Here is a 20,284-nt window from a genome sequence, read left to right on the forward strand (position 1 = left end):
CAAAATATTTAATAAAGATTCTAGGAGACGATTAAATTGAGATTTAATGATCTTAGGCAATTTGAAGACAACTTGTTAATCGAGACAGACATTTGTATTGTCGGCAGTGGACCTGCAGGGCTATCAATCGCTAAAGAGTTTGTTGGAACTCCTATCCAAGTCTGGATTATCGAAAGTGGGGGGTTAGAAGAAGAACCTGAAACTCAGGCACTTTATAACATTGAGAGTGTGGGCGCTCCTAGAGTCATGCAACAGGAGATTATCCGCTCCCGTATTTTCGGCGGTAGTTCACACATTTGGACAGGGCGATGCGCTCCATTCGATCGCATTGATTTTCAAGCTCGTCCTTGGATTCCCCACTCAGGGTGGCCCATCAGTCGTGAGCAGCTCGATCCCTATTTAGAGAGAGCTGGGATCAATCTAGGTTTAGGCCCTCATTGTTATGAGGAGCAACTATGGGAACTCTTTAAAGTTCCACGCCCTACGCCTTTACTAAATGAACAGATCCTTAAACCTGCTTTCTGGCAATTCAGCAAAAGCTCTAAAGAACCGGGACAGCCTACACGGTTTGGACGACATTTCATGTCAGGCAATGCGCCCAACGTAAATGTTTTGCTGCACGCAAACGTAACACACCTCAATACTAATGAGTCTGGAACGCGTCTGGAATCTATTGAAGTGAGTACGCTAGAGAACAAGCGAGGCTGTATTAAGGCAAAAGCAATCATCCTGTGCTGTGGTGGCATTGAAAATGCACGCTTGCTATTAGCTTCTAACCGAACTCTTCCAAACGGCGTTGGCAATGAACATGATACGGTAGGTCGCTTTTTGATGGATCATCCAGGTTGCGTTATTGGCAGTTTTGATCCTCAGCATTCCTCAAAGGCTCGGAGTCGGTTTGGTCAGTACTGGCTTGATGACGCTCAAGGACGACATGTCTACTTACACGGAGTAGGCTTAAGTCCAGAGGTGCAGGCTAGAGAAGGTCTGCTTAATTGTGCCGCCTTTTTAGAAGAGTATTCAGCCCAAGACGACCCTTGGATTGCATTAAAACGGCTCAGGAAATCCTTAAGAAAACAGTCTGAAACCTCATCTCCAACGATCGACCAAGCCATGTTTTGGCGACGCGACAATGCTTCAGAAACGGCTCTAGAATCATCACCTTATCAAGATGCTCTGGCAGTTCTGAGTCATCCTCAAATTGCCTTTGAGGGAATTTACCGTCGCTTTGTTAAACATCGTCCTCCTTTGCCCAAAGCTGAACGCCTTGATCTGTACTGTTTAGTAGAGCAGTTACCCGATCCTGAAAGCCGCATCACTCTCTCGGCTACCAAAGATGCGCTGGGGATGCCTATCTCCAAGATTGACTGGAAAATCAGCGATCGAGAAATGCAGACAGTCCGTAGGTTAAGCCAAGTCCTTTGTCAGGAGTTCCAACGCATGGGTCTCTCGCCGCCTACCCTCGCAGATTGGCTAGACACCAGAGAAGGCTGGCAGTCTAACTTTACAGATAGGGCGCACCCCATCGGCACAACTCGCATCGCAGAGAATCCTAGGGAGGGAGTCGTCAATTCTAGCTGTCAAGTTCACGGGGTAGAGGGGCTATTTGTTGCAGGAAGTTCTGTATTTCCGACAGCTGGTCATGCCAATCCCACATTAATGATTGTTGCCATGTCTATTCGGTTGGCGGATTGGTTAAAGGTCAGCTATTTTAATCAATAGGGGAGAGCCATACAGGTGATACAAAAAACAGCCTTGCATAACTTTACGACTTGCGTCACACCTGCCCCCAAAGGGATGCTTCTAGTTCTGCATCCCCCCCTACGCGTCCAGCACGGAAGGCTAATGTGGGATGCTCAAGCCTGCAATGGGCTAGAGCAATGGGCTGATAATTTTGGGTCAATTGTTGTGGCTGCACCCGCTATTCCTGAAGCCATTGCCGAACGAGACAAAACCATTGTCTGGCGAGACACTGCTACACTGCAAGACCTAGAAAGATTTCAGTTTGTTCAGTTGCCTTGGGCTTATTCGCTGCCAGAGTTCTTCAGAACCTACAACGCTACCCGAAAATTGTTTGCTGAGCTGATTGGGCAATGTCAATACTTGCAGTTTGCAATTGGTGGACTGGTGGGAGATTGGGCGGCGATTGCAGCCTTAGAAGCGCAAAGGCAGGGAAGAAATTACGCTATTCATGCCGATCGCGTTGAACACCAAGTGGTGCTGCAAGTGGCTAAAAAGGCGCAATTAAAATCTCGCTTGGTTGCCAACATCCGCTCTCCTTTGATGGCTCAGCTTGAGAAGTGTGTGATTAAACGTGCCAGCTTGGGATTATGGCATGGTCAAGATTGCTACACTGCCTACAGTCCGTTGTGTCTGAACAGCCATGTTGTTCATGATGTTCATACCAAAGTGAATGACGCGATTGCACCCGCAGCCTTGGCAGCAAAAGTGAAAGCGGCTCTGAGTGATCCAGTTCTGCGGATTTGCTACGCTGGAAGAATCTCAGCGATGAAAGCTCCTCTAGAGTGGGTACGAGCGCTGGGGGTAGCCAGAGATTTGGGCGTGAATCTACAGGCAATTTGGTTTGGCAATGGCGACCTGATTGAGGAGATGAGTGCTTTAATCTCTGCGTTGAATCTGGACTCCTGTGTCGAGCTATATGGGCTAGAGCGCGATCGAGGAAGGCTGCTGCAAAAGATTCGGGAGGCGCACCTGATGCCCTTCACGCACATTACGCCTGAGTCGCCTCGTTGTCTGATTGAATCGCTTGTCAGCGGTACGCCAATTGTGGGTTATGAAAGTCAGTATGTGGAAGAGTTGACGGAGAATTATGGGGGAGGCGCATTTGTTCCCGTTCACGGCTGGCAGCCCTTAGGGGAGTTGATTGCGGCACTGTATCACGATCGATCTCGCCTTGCCCAGTTGATTCAAGAAGCAGGCACCAATGGCGCTCGATTCAATGATGAAGCGGTGTTTCGAGAGCGTAGCCAGCTGATCAGACGGCATTTAGCCCATTAGTGAAGCTTGGAAGCAGAGCGTTCCCAAATAATTCATTGATTTAGAGCAATGGAGGAATGGAAGATCAATTGCCCAAGCTGCTCAGATATCGAAAGGTGATTGAGACCTGCCTGTTTTTCTACTTAACAGCGCTGTCTGCCAAAAACTCTCGCATGTACTGATTCACCAACTGCGGCTGTTCCTGCTGCACCCAGTGGCTACAGTTGGGAATATAGCGAATGGTCAGATTCTCAACATATTCTTCAGTGCCGTAGGTCAACTCAATGCCCAGAGCCATGTCTTGCTCACCCCAAATCAGTAGGGTAGGCACTTTCAGAATCCCCCACTGACGATCGCCTCCAGACTGAAGGGCATTGCGATAGTAATTCACCATCGCAGTCAATGCACCTCGCTTGGCAGCAGCATCTTTGTAGGCTTCTAAATCAGCGGGACTAAAGGCGGTTTTGTCGATCGCCATTCCCTTGAAAGCCTCAGCAATTAACCGATAGTCGTTGGCTTGTAGAAGAAGCTCAGGCAGTACCGGAATCTGAAAAAAGAAAATGTACCAGCTTTTGAGCAGCTGTTGCGGGGTCATTAGACCCGACGCAAACTTTGCTGGATGGGGCAGATTCAGCACAATCAGCTGATCGCATAGCTCAGGATGGGCATAGGCAAAACTCCAGGCAATTGCGCCTCCCCAGTCATGCCCGACAAGGATACAGCGATCGTAGCCTAGCCCTCGAATCACACCCTCGACATCGGCAACCAGATGACTCATGCCATAGGCTTTGGGGTCAGCAGGCTTATCGCTGTCATTGTAGCCGCGCAGATCGATCGCCACAACCTTATAGTTTTGAGCAAATTCTGGAATCTGATGCCGCCAGGAATACCAAAACTCTGGAAACCCGTGCAAGAACAACATCAGCTCCCCTTCACCCTGAGTCACGTAATGTAGCCGCACACCCTTCGTCGTGATGTAGTTATGCTGCCATGGCAGGTTTTTAGAGTCTGTTACAAGTTTCATGAAGGACTAAAGGCTCTTGGTATCAAAGGTATTGCACTGATTGATGTCACCCGTCTGAATGCCCTTCTTAAACCAGCGGACGCGCTGAGCCGAAGATCCGTGGGTAAAAGACTCTGGCACCACATAGCCCCTAGATTGAGACTGGAGGCGATCGTCCCCGATGGCAGTTGCCGCATTTAGAGCCTCCTCAACGTCACCCTCCTGCAAAACCTGGCGCGATCGTTGGGCATCATTTCCCCAGATTCCGGCAAAACAGTCGGCTTGTAGCTCTAGCCTCACGGAAAGCTGGTTTGCCTGAGCTTTGCTAACCCGCTGCTGCAAGGACTGCACCTGACCAGAAATACCCAGCAAATTTTGCACATGATGCCCGATTTCATGGGCAATCACATAGGCTTGAGCAAAGTCTCCGGGCGCATTCAGCTCATACTTCATCTGTTCATAAAAACTCAGGTCGATATAGACCTTTTGGTCACGGGGACAATAAAATGGCCCCGTAGAAGCTCCTGCATTACCACAAGCTGACTGTACAGAACCTGAAAACAGCACCAGCTTTGGCTCTACGTAGCGCTCACCCATTTGCTGAAAAATTCCGTTCCAGGTGTCTTCAGTGTCTGCCAACACGACCGAAACAAATTGCGACATTTGGTCATCTGCTTGAACTTGGCTTACCTGACCCGGACGAGAATACTGATCTCCCGGAGCTGCCTGATTCAGGATCGCCGACGGATCGCCGCCCAGCAGCGTCACAATGACCGCCATAATGACCAGCCCAATGCCACCTCCCACTACAGGAGCAGATCCGCCCATACCCCGACGATCTTCAACGTTTCGGCTTCTTCGACCAAATTCCCAACGCATGACAACCCCCCAATCTGGGCTAGGAAACTCAAGATGACTTTACCACAGGTAAACTTGCTCCGGGTCTACATCTAGATAGGCTCTATTCTAGATAAGGAGCAAATTTGAGCCAGAATCTCCCATGACCTATCGAAATCCTGCGCCCACTGTAGATATTATTATTGAGCTGATTGATCGCCCGCAGCCCTCGATCGTGCTGATTGAACGGCTAAATCTGCCCTACGGCTGGGCAATTCCTGGCGGCTTTGTGGATTATGGCGAATCGGTGGAGACAGCGGCTAGGCGTGAAGCTGCCGAAGAAACAGGCTTGCAGGTGGAGCTAATTGAGCAATTCCAGGTCTACTCTGATCCCGATCGCGATTCCCGTCAGCACACAATCAGCATTGTATTTCTCGCCACTGCCAAAGGCGAACCCCAAGCAGGCGATGATGCTAAAAACTTAGGCACGTTTGAACTCTGGAATCTGCCTACTAATCTATGCTTTGATCACGATCGCATCTTGCGCGACTATTGGTACTATCGGCAGTACGGTCTTAGACCCAGAAGCTTCAGCTAGTTCCTCCTCATCTCAGTCCCTACTCCTTCTTCTCCATGACCCGTCAAATCATCCGCACCGAAAACGCCCCTGCTCCCGTTGGGCCTTATAACCAGGCGATCGCCGCCACAGGACAATTCATTTTTGTTGCCGGACAAATTCCGCTTCATCCCCAAACAGGCGAAATTGTGGGCGAAGACGTAGCTCAACAAACCGAGCAGGCGATCGCCAACCTGATGGCAATCCTGACTGCCGCTGGGGTGACGCTAGAAGACGTCGTTAAAACGACAGTTTTTCTTAAAGACATGAATGACTTCACGGCGATGAATGCTGTTTATGGCAAATATTTTCAGGAGGCGATTGCCCCTGCTCGTGCCTGCGTAGAAGTGTCTCGCTTACCTAAGGATGTCCGAGTTGAAATTGAGTGTATTGCGGTCAAATAGGTGGATCATTCCTTAGCCTAACGACCTCGGAGCAGTTGCTTCACCGTTTTTAGCAGCTCCGGTGGATGAAACGGCTTGGTAATGTAAGCATCTGCCCCTTGCTTCATGCCCCAGTAGCGATCGAATTCCTCACTTTTAGTCGAGCAAATTAGCACAGGAATAGTTTGCTTCGCAGGATCATTCTTAATCCATCGACAAAGCTCGTAGCCATTCATTTCTGGCATGATCAAGTCCGTAATCACCAGATCGGGGCTTTTTGCCTGAATTTTCTCTTTGGCCTCAACGCCGTTAGTGGCTTCAACGACTCGAATGCCGACACCCTCCAACAGTTCTGAAAGCATCGTCCGCAGTGTTTGACTATCATCGACAATTAGAACCGTACTCATGTCTCTCTTGCCCCACAGATCTTAAACAAAATTGCTAGCGATTGAGTCTTGCACTGCTCGTACCCCTTGTCAGCAGTATTCCCAGAACTCATTCTTCCTACAACGCCAAACGTGATTCCATCAGGAATCCCAGGAGCAGTTCTCAGTATCTTTGCGGCACAAAGAATTTATCTGTAGTTTTAGTGAATAGTGAGTATATTTTGAGACAAAAAGAAGAAGAGTGGGTACTGCTTGTCAACTTTCTCCTCTAAATTACCGTCTTCCTCTAAGGTTTAGTTTGATAGGGTCTTCCTATGAACTGAGCAAAAGAGCATGTAAGAGCGATCGCAGTTCCTCTAAATCAATCCAGATATCCTCTGTCCGCACATCGGCATAGAGGAGTCGATGCAGACCTCCCGCAGGGGTTTTGCCCACTAAATAAGCGTACCTTAACCCGCCTAAATTGCTGATAAACCAATAGCAAGGATAGACGTAGTGAGGGGCAAATAGCTCAATCACTTGAGTGCCTGATTGACAAAACACTAGGTTGGTCAATCCGCCGCCGTGAGGAGAAATCACCACTTCTGCGTTAGCTAGCAGCTCGGCTTGGGCACGGACTGAGAGTGACTCTAGCGTCACAGACTGAAAGCCCAAAGGCTCCAGCAGGTTCATCACTTCTGATTCGTTGATCAAGCGGCGGTGGGTCGCCTGACTGCGGCTAATGTAGAGGCGCGATCGCGTTTGTGAGGAGGGACGATGGCCAGCATTAATTGACAAAAGCCGCTGTAACCATGGGCAAACCCATGGCGGCATCCAGGCAGGGCTACCCGGATAGGAGGGAACAACGAGCCGATCTGCCTGAATGTGCTGTCCAGTGACGATTTTTTTAGCCGGGATGCCCAAAATTGCCAGGGTCTCCGCTTGAAAAGAGAGGCGATCGCTCACCACAAAGCCATCGATTTCATCTAGATCAATACCGCTCCGTTGTAGCAATGCCCATCTTGGCAAGACATCTAGCATCCAGTGAAAGTAAAGATCGTTTGCTAGACCCGATAAAACCGCCACGGTGCCGCTGATTTTCTGCACAGGCGGAAGATAGGGCAGAGCCAAAGCTGAATGACCGGAATAGCGATCGGGATGGTTTGGACTCAGCAACGGAAATTCGGCAGATAGATCGCCCAAGACACCATCTGACGCAATCACGGCACTACTCGTCTGATCGACACTAAGCCAAAACCGTCCCTGTGGGATTTCAGCCACAAAGGTTTCGGGGAGGACAATCGCCTCTCCAAACCGGAAGCTAAAGTGAATTTCGTCATCCAGGGTTTGGGGTGGCGTAAGCGAAACCTGGTGCGGCTGATCGAGCGAGATATATTTACTGCTGTCAGAGTGATTAGAGCCAGGGTGATCGGAGCCAGCAATCCAGCCGCAAGTCGTCTGATGAAATCTACTGGGCAGTGGCGGCTGAGTTGCAGAGACTGCCTCGGCAGATACGATCGGAGAAGTCAAGCTAGAGAAAGATTCAGCGATCGTCCCATTTTGATCCTCATGAAGATTTGCCCGCAGCAAATTTTCTAAAGCCTGGGAAAGCTCTACGGATCGAGACTCAGGATTGAGCAGATCAGGATTGAGCAGCGCCAGAAATCGAGCATTGAACACTCGTGTCATGTTGGGTTGCTCTAGGGAATCGACCCAGTAACAGTAGGTTTGGGCAAAGCGAGATTTAAGCCAAACAGCCTGTTGAAAAGAGGCGATCGCTTCTCCCCATTTTTTTTGCTGGAGGAGTGCCCAACCCAAGTCTCCGTAGAAGCCAGAATTCTCTGGATCAAGAGTGAGGGCTTGTCGAAACTGAGCTTCAGCAGTCTGCCAGTCTTCCTGCTGTCCTAGACACCAGCCGATGGCGCTGTGCACCTGCCCAGTAGACTGCCCAGTCGGATGCCAATGAATAGCTTGGGTGTAAGCTGCGATCGCTTCCTGCCACTGCCCTAGTTTCTGCCAGACTTCTGCCTGCCGCCTGTAGGTTTCCGCTAGATAAGGCTGAAGAGGATTCAGCGGGAGATCAATTGCGGTTTGCCAGTGAGCGATCGCTTCTTCGTATCTGCCCTGTTGCGACACTGCGCTTCCTAGGTTCAAAACTGGCTCTGCTGTCGCGTCGATCTCCAGCATTTGTAAATAAATCTGCTCGGCGGTGAAAAATTTGCCAAGCTGGAGGTATTCTTTGGCAGCGATCGCCAGGATGTCAAGCAACTCTGTCATCCCAGCTTCCATATCCCCTGGAGCGATCGCCGTTATTGTCGAAAACCAGATCGTTTGCGCTTCGATCGCGTCGCCCAAGACCAGCCAAGCCAGACCCAAATGCCAATAATTTGACAGAACTTCTGGGTAAGCTTCAATCTGATGACTGTAATGGGCGATCGGGTCAGCCAGAGCGAGAGAGTTTTGAGAACTTAGCGATCGATTAGACATAATATCCACTCCAAGAGCGGTGGCAGATATGATTCAATCATTCCCTCCATGAGGGTTTATGGAGCAGCGGACTATTCTTTTCTAGACCTCAGCTTCCCTCCGATCCCCAACCTTTCGCTGCTATGATCCAAAGAGAAACTTAAAGTTTTGTAACTAACCTTGACTTCAGCAAATCCAGCTTACGAATCTATGAATCTGGTACTGCCCACAGAGGCACTGCCCGCAGAGGGACTGCCTACAGCGTGGCATTCTCTGCATCCTCTCTGGCAAGCAGGTGAGGAAGTGATTCAGCTTGGCTTACCCCATCCGCAATTGGCTCCTCCGTGGCAAATGCTGCTTTTAGGAGACGGCTCTCCTACTCGACATATGCAGCTTCTCACGGGCGAAGCGATCGAGGTAGATGTGATTGATATGTCGCTGATTGGCAAAGGCTCAGATGGCGCTCCAGAAGCAATTTGTGCGCTGTCGGGAGCGTTACTGCGCCGACAGGTTTGGCTGCGAACCGCCTCTGGACAGAGAACTGCTTACGCCACCTCTTGGTGGGAGGCAAACCATGTGGACGAGTATCTGCAAAATCGATCGATACCGATCTGGGCGAACTTGGCGCGATCGCGTACTGAGCTGTATCGAGATATTCAGGGCGTGCAGTATGGTCATTCTCCAGCACTAGAGCTTGCCTTCGGACAATCTGGGCCTTTCTGGGGACGGCACTATTTATTCTGGCATCATGGTCGCCCGATTACGCTCATTTATGAAGTATTTTCGCCCTATCTAACGAAATATCTAGGCTCCACAGGATTGGAATGCCTGGAACAGACTAGGCTCACCTCAGCTCACCAATAGCTAAAATTGCAGCTCTGACGATAAAAAGCCCTCCACTTGGAGGGCTTTTTGTGCTGGCTCAAAATGTACTAGCTCAAACAGAGGGTCAGCAATGTACGCCTCTGCTCAGAATCAGCTCACTAGCCGAGCAACGCCTTCGCTTTCGCCAATACGTTGTCTACCGTAAAGCCAAACTTCTCCATGCACACGCCGCCAGGAGCCGATGCCCCGAAGCGATCGATGCTGACACAATCCCCTTCGGTGCCGACATACTTTGTCCAGCCAAAGCTGGTTCCAGCTTCCACGGACAAACGTTTGGTAACAGCTTTGGGCAGCACAGACTCTCTGTAGACTGCATCCTGCTCCTCAAATAGCTCCCAGGAAGGCATTGAAACCACCCGAACTTTCTTGCCTTCACCAGTAAGCGTTTCGGCAGCTTTGACGCAAAGACTTAGCTCAGAGCCTGTACCAATCAGGATGATATCGGGCGTACCCTCACAATCCACCACAGCATAAGCGCCCTTTGCCACACCCTCGATCGAGGTAGTGGAATAGTTGGGCAGGTTTTGCCGCGAGAACGCCATCAGGGTTGGACGAGCTTGGTGGGCATATTCGATCGCCATCTTATAAGCGCCCGAACACTCGGTACCATCCGCCGGACGAATCACCGTCAGGTTAGGAATGGCGCGGAGGGATGCGATCGTTTCGATCGGCTGGTGAGTTGGGCCATCTTCGCCCTGACCGATCGAATCATGGGTCATTACCCAAATACTACCCGCCTGGGAGAGCGCCGAAAGACGAATGGCAGCACGCATATAATCCGTAAAGATTAAGAAGGTTGCGCCGTAAGGAATCAGACCGGAACCATGCAGGGCAATACCGTTGCAAATTGCCCCCATGCCATGTTCCCGCACGCCAAAGTGGATATTGCGGTTTTGGTATTGACCTTTCTGAAAGTCACCAAAGCCCTTGATTTCCGTCAGGTTAGAGTGGGTGAGGTCGGCAGAGCCACCAATCAGCTCAGGCAGAACCGGAGCTAGCTTGTTCAAGCAGGTTTCAGAATGCTTACGAGTCGCCAGCGCTTTATCTTCAGCGGTGTAGGTGGGCAGCACCTTGTCCCAACCCTCCGGCAGTTTGCCTGAAATCAGCCGCTCGAATTCAGCCGCATCTTCAGGATATTTGGTTTTGTACTGTGCCCAAGTCGTTTCCCACTCGGCTTCATAGCTAGCGCCCCGCTCGATCGCCTTGCGCATATGGCTCAGCGCGTCATCGGGAATCTCGAAAGGCTCGTGGTTCCAGCCGAGGTTTTCGCGAGTGAGCTTAATTTCGTCGCCCCCCAGAGCCGCGCCGTGAATTCCCGCGGTGTTGGCTTTGTTGGGAGAGCCATAGCCAATCGTCGTCGTCACCTTAATCATCGTCGGCTTATCGGTCACGGCTTTTGCGGATTCGATCGCCTGAGCAATGGCATCTAGATCCGTGTTGCCATTTTCTACATGCAGCACATGCCAGCCGTAGGCTTCAAATCGCTTGGAGACATCTTCGGTGAAGGCAACATCTGTGGAGCCGTCGATAGAAATGTGATTGTCGTCATAGAGAACGATCAGCTTGCCCAAGCCCCAGTGCCCAGCGATCGAGGCTGCTTCACCCGAAACGCCCTCCATGTTGCAGCCATCACCGACAATGACGTAGGTGTAGTGATCCACTAGCGTCAGGTCGGGCTTGTTAAAGCGAGCTGCTAGATGAGCCTCAGCAACTGCCAGACCTACTCCGTTGGCAATGCCCTGTCCTAGAGGTCCTGTTGTCACCTCAACGCCGGAAGTCTCAAAGTTTTCGGGATGTCCGGGCGTTCTTGATCCCCACTGACGGAATTGCTTGATTTCCTCAATGGAGACGCTGTCATAGCCCGTTAAATATAGCAAGGCATACTGCAACATGCAGCCATGCCCTGCTGAGAGAACGAAACGATCGCGGTTAAACCACTTGGGGTTCTTGGGGTTGAACCGCATGAACTTGTCCCAAAGGACATACGCCATCGGTGCAGCGCCCATCGGCAGACCGGGATGACCTGACTTTGCTTTTTCAATGGCATCGATCGCCAGAAAACGAATCGAATTAATACAGAGTTCTTCGAGGGATTGGGTTGCAACAGCCATGGCTTCCTCTAAATCTAACGACGGTTTAATGCTCAGGTGTGACGGAGAAACTGATCGAAACAGTAAGTAACTATACCTACTGCGTATTGCTATTAGTCTATAACTTAAGCTGCGGTAGATCTATACTGCCGCTGCCTGAATTTAATAGATATTTTCAATGCCACCCTGCCAAGTCACCCCAAATTAGGCTTAGCCACAGAGAGGGAGCGCAGAGGCAGAGCAGCAAAAACAGACGCAACCAGAATTGCTCCACTTATAAAGCCTACCGCTTATGGGTAACGCTGAGCAAAGGGCGATACGCCCAGAGCCATTAGACAAACGTCATGCTCTCAAGGCCTGTATTTTCTGAAAGCCAACGTCACGTTGTGACCGCCAAAGCCAAAAGAATTAGACAACGCCACTTCTACCGGGTGCGATCGGCTGTGGTGGGGCACATAGTCTAAATCACAAGCTGGATCTGGGTTTTGCAAGTTAATTGTAGGCGGCACCCGATCATTAGCCACCGCCATCACTGCGGCAACGCCCTCAATGCCACCTGACCCTCCCAACAGATGCCCTGTCATTGATTTTGTAGAGCTGACGGCAACGCGGTAAGCCTGTTCTCCCAGAACGGTTTTAATGGCAGCTGTCTCGTTGGGATCATTCACAGGCGTACTGGTACCATGGGCATTGATGTAGCTAACCTGGTCTGGCGTAATTTCAGCATCCTTGAGGCACAGAGACATCGCTCTAGCTGCCCCCTCACCTTGAGGAGCAATATTAGTCATGTGGTAAGCATCGCAGGTCATGCCATAGCCCACCATCTCGGCATAGATTTTAGCTCCTCGGCTGAGAGCATGTTCTAGCTCTTCCAGGATTAGCACCCCCGCTCCTTCACCCATCACAAAACCATCGCGATCGCGATCGAAAGGACGAGAGGCATGCAGAGGGTCTTCGTTACGGGTTGACATCGCTCTACAGGAAGTAAACCCAGCAAACGACAAAGGCGTGACAGCTGCTTCCGTGCCGCCACAAATCATTGCCTGAGCATAGCCCCGCTGCACCAGACGAAACGCATCGCCGATCGCATTGGAACCCGCCGCGCAAGCCGTCACTGTGCAGACATTCGGTCCTTTTGCGCCCGTGTGGATGGCGGTTAGACCTGCCGCCATGTTGGCAATCATCATGGGTACCATAAACGGACTACAGCGGTTCGGACCGCGATCGAGGTAGATCGTTTGCTGATCTTCCATCACCTTTAAGCCGCCGATCCCTGTGCCCAGAATCACGCCTACCTGTTCGGCATTCAAATCATTGATGACAAACTTGGCATCCGCTAGCGCCTGTTGGCTGGCACAAACTCCAAACTGAGAAAAGCGATCCATCCGCTTTGCCTCTTTGCGATCGAGATAGTCATGCGGATCAAACCCTTTGACCTCTCCTGCAATTCGGCAGTCATGCTGAGAAGCATCGAATAGCGTTATGGGCGCAATCCCATTGCGCCCGCTCACTAACCCTTCCCAATACTCGGTCAATGTGTTACCCAGAGGCGTGATTGCGCCCAGCCCTGTAACCACGACGCGCTTTAATTCATAACTTTTCATGACGGCAACTTTGATGGGGTGAAATACCCAGAAACCACGATGTCAGCGCCCAGCGCTAAAAACACAAGCTAGACTGTGGCGCTAGTCTTAAGAGATAGGCGTAGGCAGGCATTCAGTATCGACCTCTGCCCAGCTTACTCAACTCCACTAGACCACAGTCTATTGAAATTACGGTCTAGAGAGCCTAATGAATTTAGGCTGCTGCTTTCTCTTGAATGTAGTTGACTGCGGCCTGCACGGTTGCAATGCCTTCAGCCGCTTCATCTGGAATTTCAATATCAAACTCTTCTTCTAGTGCCATGACTAACTCAACGGTATCGAGAGAATCAGCGCCTAGATCATTAGCAAAGCTAGCTTCGGGTGTAACCTCGCCTGGATCAACGCTCAGCTGATCGGTCACGATTTTCTTTACCCGTTGAAAAATTTCTTCCTGGCTCATACTGTCTCCCTTGCTTGTATCGACACAATAGCTATCTAAACTCATTTAACCCGACTGTGAACTTAGCTAACAGACAGTCGCAACTTTGTCACGCTGAGACTTGACCGAAAACCCGATCGCTATTTAGGCATTCCTTCATACTATCTGAAAGAGGATCAGGTTTGATCTCGGCAAGCTGCTACTCCAAACTAATCTGAGTGCCCCATCGATCCTGCGCCACAAGCAATCGATCCATGGGAATCGCTGCCACAGGTTCCGTTAGGGTAAATTGTCCTGCCTCAATCCACTGTTTTAGCTCTTGCGCCACCTGCCGTGACAAATAAATACTGGCGAGAGGAGCCACCCGTACTGCTTTACCATCGATCGCAATCTTGCCCGACTTAAGCTGAGCATAGCTAACCAAGCCAAAAGTGGGACGCACCCGGCGCGGAATTGAAAAATCCATGACAGGAGCCACTAGGTCTTGATCCTGCACGGCACAATGGACCACGACCTCCTCTTGCAAAACTGGAAAGGGTACGCCTACCCCTAGCATTAGAGAAGACCCGTAGCTTTTGAAATAGCAGCCGCGCACCCAGCGAGACTGCATTTGTTTAGCATCGCCAATCAGCGCCAAAGTTGCTGCCGGACCGATCGGCGTGTGGTTTGGTAAACGCTTTTGCATTGGGAAGTGCTGGGTCCCTTCCCAAGCAACGTAGCCGACGCCGCCCCCTAGAAATATTTTTGTACCAATGCCAACTAGCTGAAGATCGGGATCGTTCATCAGAGGCGAAATGGCCCCCGGATTGGAGTAAACCGCATTGCCGAGCTGCGGCTGTAGCGAACCCAGGTAGGTGTAGATGGGTCGATCGCCTCCATTCACGCCCACTATAAAATTCTGGTGAAGATTGCGAGGGTTAAACAAATAGAACTGATTAATCGTGTTGCGGCTGATAGTCGTCTCAAACGAGGCGCGAGGATAGCAGTCGGTAACTTGACCGATCGCCCGCAGATGCACGGGTTTTCCGGCAATCAAGTCAGCAATTACGTGCCCACCTCCCCGATCGCGCAGGTCTTGTCCATCGTTATCGCCAACGCCCCCATAGTCTACCGTCTGAGTTGCTCCTAAATAGAGATCAACGGCTCCAAACCCTGAATATGCCGGAACGCCATCAAGCCAGCACTGACGAATCTTGATCGGTGGATCGGTATGTCCAATATTGAGAATGGCTCCCGAAGACTCCATTGGCTCAAAGGTTCCTGTGGTAATCACATCCACCTGCTTTGCCGCCTGAGTCACGCCAATGTCCTGCACTTTAGCCTTCAGTTCTTCAACTGTCCAAACCACAGCTTTTTTGCGCTGAATTTTGTCGTTAATTTCGGCGATCGATCGCATGGGGCAATTAGGCTCGGCTTCGTTTCTGGTTTGCGAACTGTCCTGCTAATTGTAGTGAGATGTGCCTCAAGCCTGCAAAGGTTTGTGAGCCGTACAAAATCCTAACGGAATCGCGCTCAGGTAACATGTCAAAAAAATTAGCTTTTAGTGAAGATACTACGGATAGACCAAAGATGAAGCTCGATAGAACTCATACTCATATCCTTGGAAGATGTACTGAACGATCGCAGAAAAATGAGCCCAGCAGAAAAGAGGACTCGCTGTTTCTCCTATGAATCCGGATGTATTTCTCGTAAATTAGGCTGAATTTATATGAAATTTGCGTGAACTATGCTTAAAATTTCCATTGACTACTATAAGATTCATAATTAGTCAAACTCTATTGGTATAGTATATTTACAGAAATTCAGAAGTTTGTTTGATCTTTAATAAATGTGCAGTCGAGTCTTTATGTTCCATAACGATTCGGTAAAGTCCTCAGAATTACTGATGGATACTTTTTAGTCTTTAAGTATAAATAATCACTAGATGATTGATAGTTTTTGAGGCATATACTTAGCCGCTGAACGTTAGCTGTTTGATTGACATGTCTAGTGGGTCAGGCACAGAGCGATGCGATCGAGGTTTTGATTCAGGGCTTCTCTCTACTGGTGACTTGGCTGCAAGAAAGAATTTTGTGGGTTAGAAGATGTTTTCTCAGCTGAAATCGTCAGGCGTCAGCAGTCAGGTACTTCCCAAAACGAGGTTTGTGAAATGGTTTCAGATTCTACTCAATGGTCGGGTCAGTGGGCGGGGCAGTCCCCACTTGGTGGAGAGCCAAATGGGGGCGCGGACGCTCAGGTTCCCAGAAAACAGGGACTTAAAAATCAGGGATTTGATGAAGAAGTCAGATTGATGACCGCGCCGCTACATCAACCTGATTTATATCAGCCTGGTTCGACAGAGCAGATTGACAGGCGATCGTTCATTTCTGTGGTTGCCCCAGCGTATAATGAGGCCGCAATTCTTGAACGAAATCTAGGAATTCTCTATCAGTACCTAGAGCATCTGCATGAATATCGCTGGGAAATAATTCTGGTCAATGACGGCAGTAAAGATAATACAGGTGAAATTGCCGATAGCTTTGCCCAAAGCCATGCCAATGTCCGAGTCATTCATCACTTGGTGAATTCTGGCTTAGGGCAAGCCTTAAGAACGGGCTTTGAACAGGCTCAAGGAGAATTCATCGTCACATTAGATATTGACCTAAGCTATGCCCCTGAGCACATTGCAATGCTCTTGGCGAAAATAACGGAGGGTGGAGCAGACGTTGTCTTGACTTCCCCCTACATGACAGGGGGTCAAGTCTCTAATGTACCCTGGCTTCGTTTAGCGCTGAGTGTCTGGGCTAATCGCTTCCTCTCAACTGCGGCTCGCCGAAATGTTTCAACATTAACTGGCATGGTGCGTGCCTATCGGACGAGTTTTGTTCGCAGTCTCAACCTCAAGTCTTATGGCATGGAGATCAATCCTGAAGTAATCCACAAGGGTCTAGTCTTGGGAGCCAAGATTGAGGAAATTCCTGCTCATTTGAACTGGAGAACTCAACAGGTAAGTCGGCAGGTAAGCCAAGATCGTCCCAAGGCAAACAGACGCAAGTCGAGTATGAAAATTTTGCGTCATACCTGGGATGTTTTTTACTTTGGGTTTGTTTTTAGACCCGTGATGTTTTTTATTATTCCCAGCTTTCTATTTTTTTTACTCGCCGCCTTCTCTGGGTTTTGGGCATTCGTTCATGTTTGGACAAACTATCAACAGATGATTCAACCTGTTGTTGATCCCACTGAAGCCGTTGCAGCTGCCTTTCAACAGGCTCCTCATACCTTTATCTTAGGCGGTATGTTTCTGATGCTCGCTATCCAACTCTTTAGCTTGGGCATACTGTCTATGCAAAGTAAACGGTATTTTGAAGAGGTTTTTTATCTGGGTAGTGCTGTCTACAAAGCTTCACGGTCAGAACAAAAGCTAGATAGATAGACAGCCTCCTTTCAACTTTTCTCACTGTTGGGAAAAAATAGCTCTCAGTTTTCATTAAAACGCTTGAGCTAGGTCACTTGTTGAGTATTCAACTCATTGTAATCACTATCTAACTCATCTAATCAGGAGAAATAAACGCATGGTCAACACCCTTTCCGCTGCTCAAGCAGTTTCTCAAGCCCTGCTGAAATTGCCATCTGATCAGGATACTTCAGGGCGGACTCTAGGCGCAGAAGAAATTGCCCTTGTCACTGAAGCAATCCGTAGCGGTACTCTGACCAGTACCAAAGGCACTTTTGTCAAAGCGCTGGAGCAAAAGTTTGCTGACCTGCTGGGCGTGAAATATGCCTATGCCTGCACTTCCGGTTCTGCTGCGGTACACACAGCAATCGCCGCTATTGACCCTGAACCGGGTGACGAAATTATCACTACATCCATTACCGATATGGGTGCCCTGACCCCTATCCTCTATCAGGGTGCAATTCCGCGATTTGCAGATGTTGATCCGTGCACTTGGAACGTGACCGCAGAAACGATCGCTAAATGTATCACAGAGCGCACAAAAGCCATCATTGTTACGCATCTATTTGGTAATCCCTGTAATATGACAGAGATTATGGCGCTTGCCAACTCACGGAACATTCCGGTGATTGAAGATACGGCTCAGGCGTTTCTGGCAAGACATGGCGATCAGTATGTGGGAGCGATCGGGGCGATCGGTTGTTTTAGTCTTCAGCAGGGCAAGCATATTACCACAGGCGAAGGCGGCATTGTGGCTACGAACGATGATGCGCTGGCACGTCGGCTTTTCTTGTACATTAACAAAGCTTTTGGCTATGGCGATCCTAAGCCCGATCACTACTTCATTGCGCTGAACTATCGCATGAATGAACTAACGGGTGCAGTGGCGCTAGCTCAGTTAGGCAAACTGGAAGGCGTGGTGGAACGACGTTGGATAGCTGCTGTGAAGCTAACAGAAAAGCTGCAAGATATTCCTGGCATTGAGACTCCACACATTGATTCAAATAACGTGCATGTCTATTGGAAATACTGCCTACGAGTGGATGGCAGCGTTATCAAAGATGGAGCCGTGGGTCTAGCGAAGAAGCTGAAAGAAGAGAAAGGCATCTTCTCTGCGCCTCGCTATATTCAAAAGCCCGCTTTCCAATGCGAAATCTTTGAAAAACAGCGCACCTTTGGCAATTCCCGCTTCCCCTTTACTCTGGCACAGCCCGAAGCTGTGGACTACTCGCCTGCCCTCTTTCCTGGTACCTTTGAAGGCTTAGAAAAAGTCTTGGTACTGCCCTGGAATGAGGCTTACACCGACGAGCATATTGACTATATTGCGGATGCCATTAAGGGGGCGATCGCTCAGCTTCAGGCTTAGCTTCAATAGAGTTTCTCTCGCAAAAAACTTCTTTCAAATTCTGCTGCCAAGTCGTGGTTCCCTAATTCATCCATCCTCAGTTTTTAGGAAAATCGTCATGTCAGATTACGCTAATTCAAAAGTTAGATTTGGGCTGATCGGCGCAGGTGGCATTGCCCAAGCCTATGCCCAAGCCTTTGAAACTTCCACCACTGCCCAACTTGTAGCCGTTGCTGATGTCCGAACTGAAGCGGCAAAAGCCATGGCAGAAAAAGCTAAATGCCAAAGCTTTGATTCCTATCAGAGCATGTTAGAGGGCGCTCAACTGGATGCTGTGATTGTTTGTACACCGCCTTCCACCCATCCTGAGATCTGTGTTCATTTGCTAGAGCGAAAGATTCACGTTCTTTGCGAGAAGCCAATGAGCATCACGGCAAAAAGCGCCAGAGAAATGAAGGCGGCTGCCGATGAGCATGGGGTGATTTTGACCATGGCTTCTAAGTTCCGCTTTGCTGAAGATGTAGTGAAAGCAAAGAGCATTGTGGCATCTGGGATCTTGGGCGATATCGTTTTGTTTGAGAACGCCTTCACGGCTCGCGTCGATATGTCTACGCGCTGGAACTCCAATGCTGCCATCAGCGGTGGCGGTGTGCTAATTGACAACGGCACACACTCCGTAGACATCATGCGCTACTTTTTGGGGCCGATCGCTGAAGTTCAGGTCGTAGAGGGCAGGCGAATTCAAGGGCTATCGGTTGAAGATACGGTGCGTATCTTTGTCAAGAGTATGAGCGGCGTTGTCGGCAATATCGATTTGTCTTGGAGCATCAACAAAGAGCTGGATTATTACATCCGCATCTACGGCTCTCAGGGGACGATTTCGGTGGGCTGGAAGGAGTCCAAATATCGTCAGGCAACCAGTCAGGACTGGATTGTCTTTGGCAATGGCTATAACAAGGTGCAGTCTTTCCGTAGCCAAATCGACAACTTTGCTAAAGCCATCCGCAACCAGGAATCGCTGGTGATTACTGCTGAGGACGGCGTGGCTTCAGTTGAGGTCATTGAGGCAGCATATGCTGCCCTCAAACAAAATAACTGGGTACCGATCGCCCTAGCTCAAAACGGTGCTCAGTCTACAACCAAGATGGCTGTGGGAGGGAAAGCCTAGTGAACGCCCGCATTCACCCCACGGCAATCGTCGAGGATAATGTGGCGATCGGGTCAGGTACATCGGTTTGGGATAGCGTTCACATTCGTCACTCTGCCCGCATTGGCGAACAGTGCATCATTGGCGAGAAGACTTATATCGCTTACGGCGTAGCGATCGGCGATCGAGTCAAGATTAATGCTTTCGTCTATGTCTGCAATGCTGTGACGATCGAAGATGGGGTGATGATTAGCGCCGGGACGATCTTTACCAACGATCGCTTTCCCAGAGCTACGACCGTCGATCTTAAGCAACTCCGCCCTTCTGACCCAGACGAGCATACCTTACCGACTCTAGTACGGGAAGGCGCAACCATTGGCGCAGGCTGCACGATCGGCAACGACTTGTCCATCGGTCGATTTGCCATGGTAGGCATGGGTTCGCTAATCACCAAATCTGTCCCTGACTTTCACTTGGCGATCGGGCATCCGGCTAAGTCGATCGGTTGTGTCTGCCGCTGTGGGCAATTGCTGATGCGGTTCCCTGAGGTTGAGACGTTTGAGGAGCAGATAGCCTGTCCTGCCTGCGACTTGAAGTATGCCGTCAAAAACCGCGAAGTGATTGAGCTTACGCCTCCGATTTAGCTTGAAGCAGAGGCGCGATCGCGTCTCTGCTTCGCTCTTTCTGGTCTTGTC

The 20,284-nt window shown here is 49.9% G+C and carries 17 protein-coding genes; 9 read left to right on the plus strand and 8 right to left on the minus strand.

Annotation, left to right across the window (positions count from 1 at the left end):
• The first annotated feature begins 36 nt into the window (after nt 1-36).
• On the plus strand, nt 37-1,722 hold the full coding sequence (locus tag AC5JMP_RS04665; RefSeq protein WP_495850270.1) for a GMC oxidoreductase: 1,686 nt from the start codon (nt 37-39) through the stop codon (nt 1,720-1,722).
• 15 nt (nt 1,723-1,737) lie between these two features.
• Complete coding sequence (locus AC5JMP_RS04670; RefSeq protein ID WP_495850271.1) at nt 1,738-3,018, plus strand: glycosyltransferase; 1,281 nt, start codon at nt 1,738-1,740, stop codon at nt 3,016-3,018.
• A gap of 118 nt (nt 3,019-3,136) precedes the next feature.
• On the opposite strand, the gene AC5JMP_RS04675 is transcribed toward AC5JMP_RS04670, so the two are convergent.
• Complete coding sequence (locus tag AC5JMP_RS04675; protein WP_495850272.1) at nt 3,137-4,021, minus strand: alpha/beta fold hydrolase; 885 nt, start codon at nt 4,019-4,021, stop codon at nt 3,137-3,139.
• Nucleotides 4,022-4,027: 6 nt separating this feature from the next.
• Nucleotides 4,028-4,879 (minus strand): KPN_02809 family neutral zinc metallopeptidase, encoded by an 852-nt coding sequence (ypfJ, locus tag AC5JMP_RS04680; protein WP_495850273.1) that lies wholly within the window; start codon nt 4,877-4,879, stop codon nt 4,028-4,030.
• Between the two features lie 121 nt (nt 4,880-5,000).
• On the opposite strand from ypfJ, the gene AC5JMP_RS04685 reads away from it, so the two are divergent.
• Together AC5JMP_RS04685 and AC5JMP_RS04690 are read left to right on the plus strand one after the other, a co-directional pair.
• Nucleotides 5,001-5,435, plus strand: coding sequence for an NUDIX domain-containing protein (locus AC5JMP_RS04685; RefSeq protein WP_495850274.1), 435 nt, complete (start codon nt 5,001-5,003; stop codon nt 5,433-5,435).
• A gap of 35 nt (nt 5,436-5,470) precedes the next feature.
• Nucleotides 5,471-5,857, plus strand: coding sequence for a RidA family protein (locus AC5JMP_RS04690; protein ID WP_495850275.1), 387 nt, complete (start codon nt 5,471-5,473; stop codon nt 5,855-5,857).
• A 17-nt stretch (nt 5,858-5,874) separates the two neighbouring features.
• Here AC5JMP_RS04690 and AC5JMP_RS04695 read toward each other — a convergent pair whose 3' ends face one another.
• Both AC5JMP_RS04695 and AC5JMP_RS04700 read right to left on the minus strand, forming a co-directional pair.
• On the minus strand, nt 5,875-6,243 hold the full coding sequence (locus tag AC5JMP_RS04695) for a response regulator (RefSeq protein WP_495850276.1): 369 nt from the start codon (nt 6,241-6,243) through the stop codon (nt 5,875-5,877).
• A gap of 291 nt (nt 6,244-6,534) precedes the next feature.
• Nucleotides 6,535-8,688 (minus strand): glycosyltransferase 61 family protein, encoded by a 2,154-nt coding sequence (locus AC5JMP_RS04700; RefSeq protein ID WP_495850277.1) that lies wholly within the window; start codon nt 8,686-8,688, stop codon nt 6,535-6,537.
• Between the two features lie 189 nt (nt 8,689-8,877).
• On the opposite strand from AC5JMP_RS04700, the gene AC5JMP_RS04705 reads away from it, so the two are divergent.
• The gene (locus AC5JMP_RS04705; RefSeq protein WP_495850278.1) at nt 8,878-9,531 is read left to right on the plus strand and encodes a chorismate lyase; all 654 of its coding nucleotides are present in this window, start codon (nt 8,878-8,880) and stop codon (nt 9,529-9,531) included.
• 119 nt (nt 9,532-9,650) lie between these two features.
• Here AC5JMP_RS04705 and tkt read toward each other — a convergent pair whose 3' ends face one another.
• The 4 genes from tkt to AC5JMP_RS04725 all read right to left on the minus strand — a co-directional run bounded on the left by tkt (nt 9,651) and on the right by AC5JMP_RS04725 (nt 15,060).
• Complete coding sequence (gene tkt / locus AC5JMP_RS04710; protein WP_495850279.1) at nt 9,651-11,663, minus strand: transketolase; 2,013 nt, start codon at nt 11,661-11,663, stop codon at nt 9,651-9,653.
• Between the two features lie 329 nt (nt 11,664-11,992).
• The gene (gene fabF, locus AC5JMP_RS04715) at nt 11,993-13,246 is read right to left on the minus strand and encodes a beta-ketoacyl-ACP synthase II (RefSeq protein WP_495850280.1); all 1,254 of its coding nucleotides are present in this window, start codon (nt 13,244-13,246) and stop codon (nt 11,993-11,995) included.
• A 193-nt stretch (nt 13,247-13,439) separates the two neighbouring features.
• A complete protein-coding gene (acpP, locus tag AC5JMP_RS04720) occupies nt 13,440-13,685 on the minus strand; it encodes an acyl carrier protein (RefSeq protein WP_495850281.1) in 246 nt (81 codons plus the stop codon).
• A gap of 178 nt (nt 13,686-13,863) precedes the next feature.
• Complete coding sequence (locus AC5JMP_RS04725; RefSeq protein ID WP_495850282.1) at nt 13,864-15,060, minus strand: homocysteine biosynthesis protein; 1,197 nt, start codon at nt 15,058-15,060, stop codon at nt 13,864-13,866.
• 753 nt (nt 15,061-15,813) lie between these two features.
• Here AC5JMP_RS04725 and AC5JMP_RS04730 point away from each other — a divergent pair.
• The 4 genes from AC5JMP_RS04730 (at nt 15,814) to AC5JMP_RS04745 (ending at nt 20,233) form a co-directional block, all read left to right on the plus strand.
• Nucleotides 15,814-17,076 carry a glycosyltransferase family 2 protein gene (locus AC5JMP_RS04730; RefSeq protein ID WP_495850283.1) on the plus strand — a complete coding sequence of 421 codons (1,263 nt, stop codon included), beginning with the start codon at nt 15,814-15,816 and terminating at the stop codon, nt 17,074-17,076.
• A 139-nt stretch (nt 17,077-17,215) separates the two neighbouring features.
• The gene (locus AC5JMP_RS04735) at nt 17,216-18,463 is read left to right on the plus strand and encodes a DegT/DnrJ/EryC1/StrS family aminotransferase (protein WP_495850284.1); all 1,248 of its coding nucleotides are present in this window, start codon (nt 17,216-17,218) and stop codon (nt 18,461-18,463) included.
• 97 nt (nt 18,464-18,560) lie between these two features.
• Nucleotides 18,561-19,610, plus strand: coding sequence for a Gfo/Idh/MocA family protein (locus tag AC5JMP_RS04740; protein WP_495850285.1), 1,050 nt, complete (start codon nt 18,561-18,563; stop codon nt 19,608-19,610).
• Nucleotides 19,610-20,233, plus strand: a complete 624-nt coding sequence (locus AC5JMP_RS04745) for an acyltransferase (protein ID WP_495850286.1) — start codon at nt 19,610-19,612, stop codon at nt 20,231-20,233. Before AC5JMP_RS04740 ends, AC5JMP_RS04745 begins: the two co-directional genes overlap by 1 nt.
• Nucleotides 20,234-20,284 lie beyond the last annotated feature (51 nt).

This window comes from Drouetiella sp., assembly GCF_059504425.1.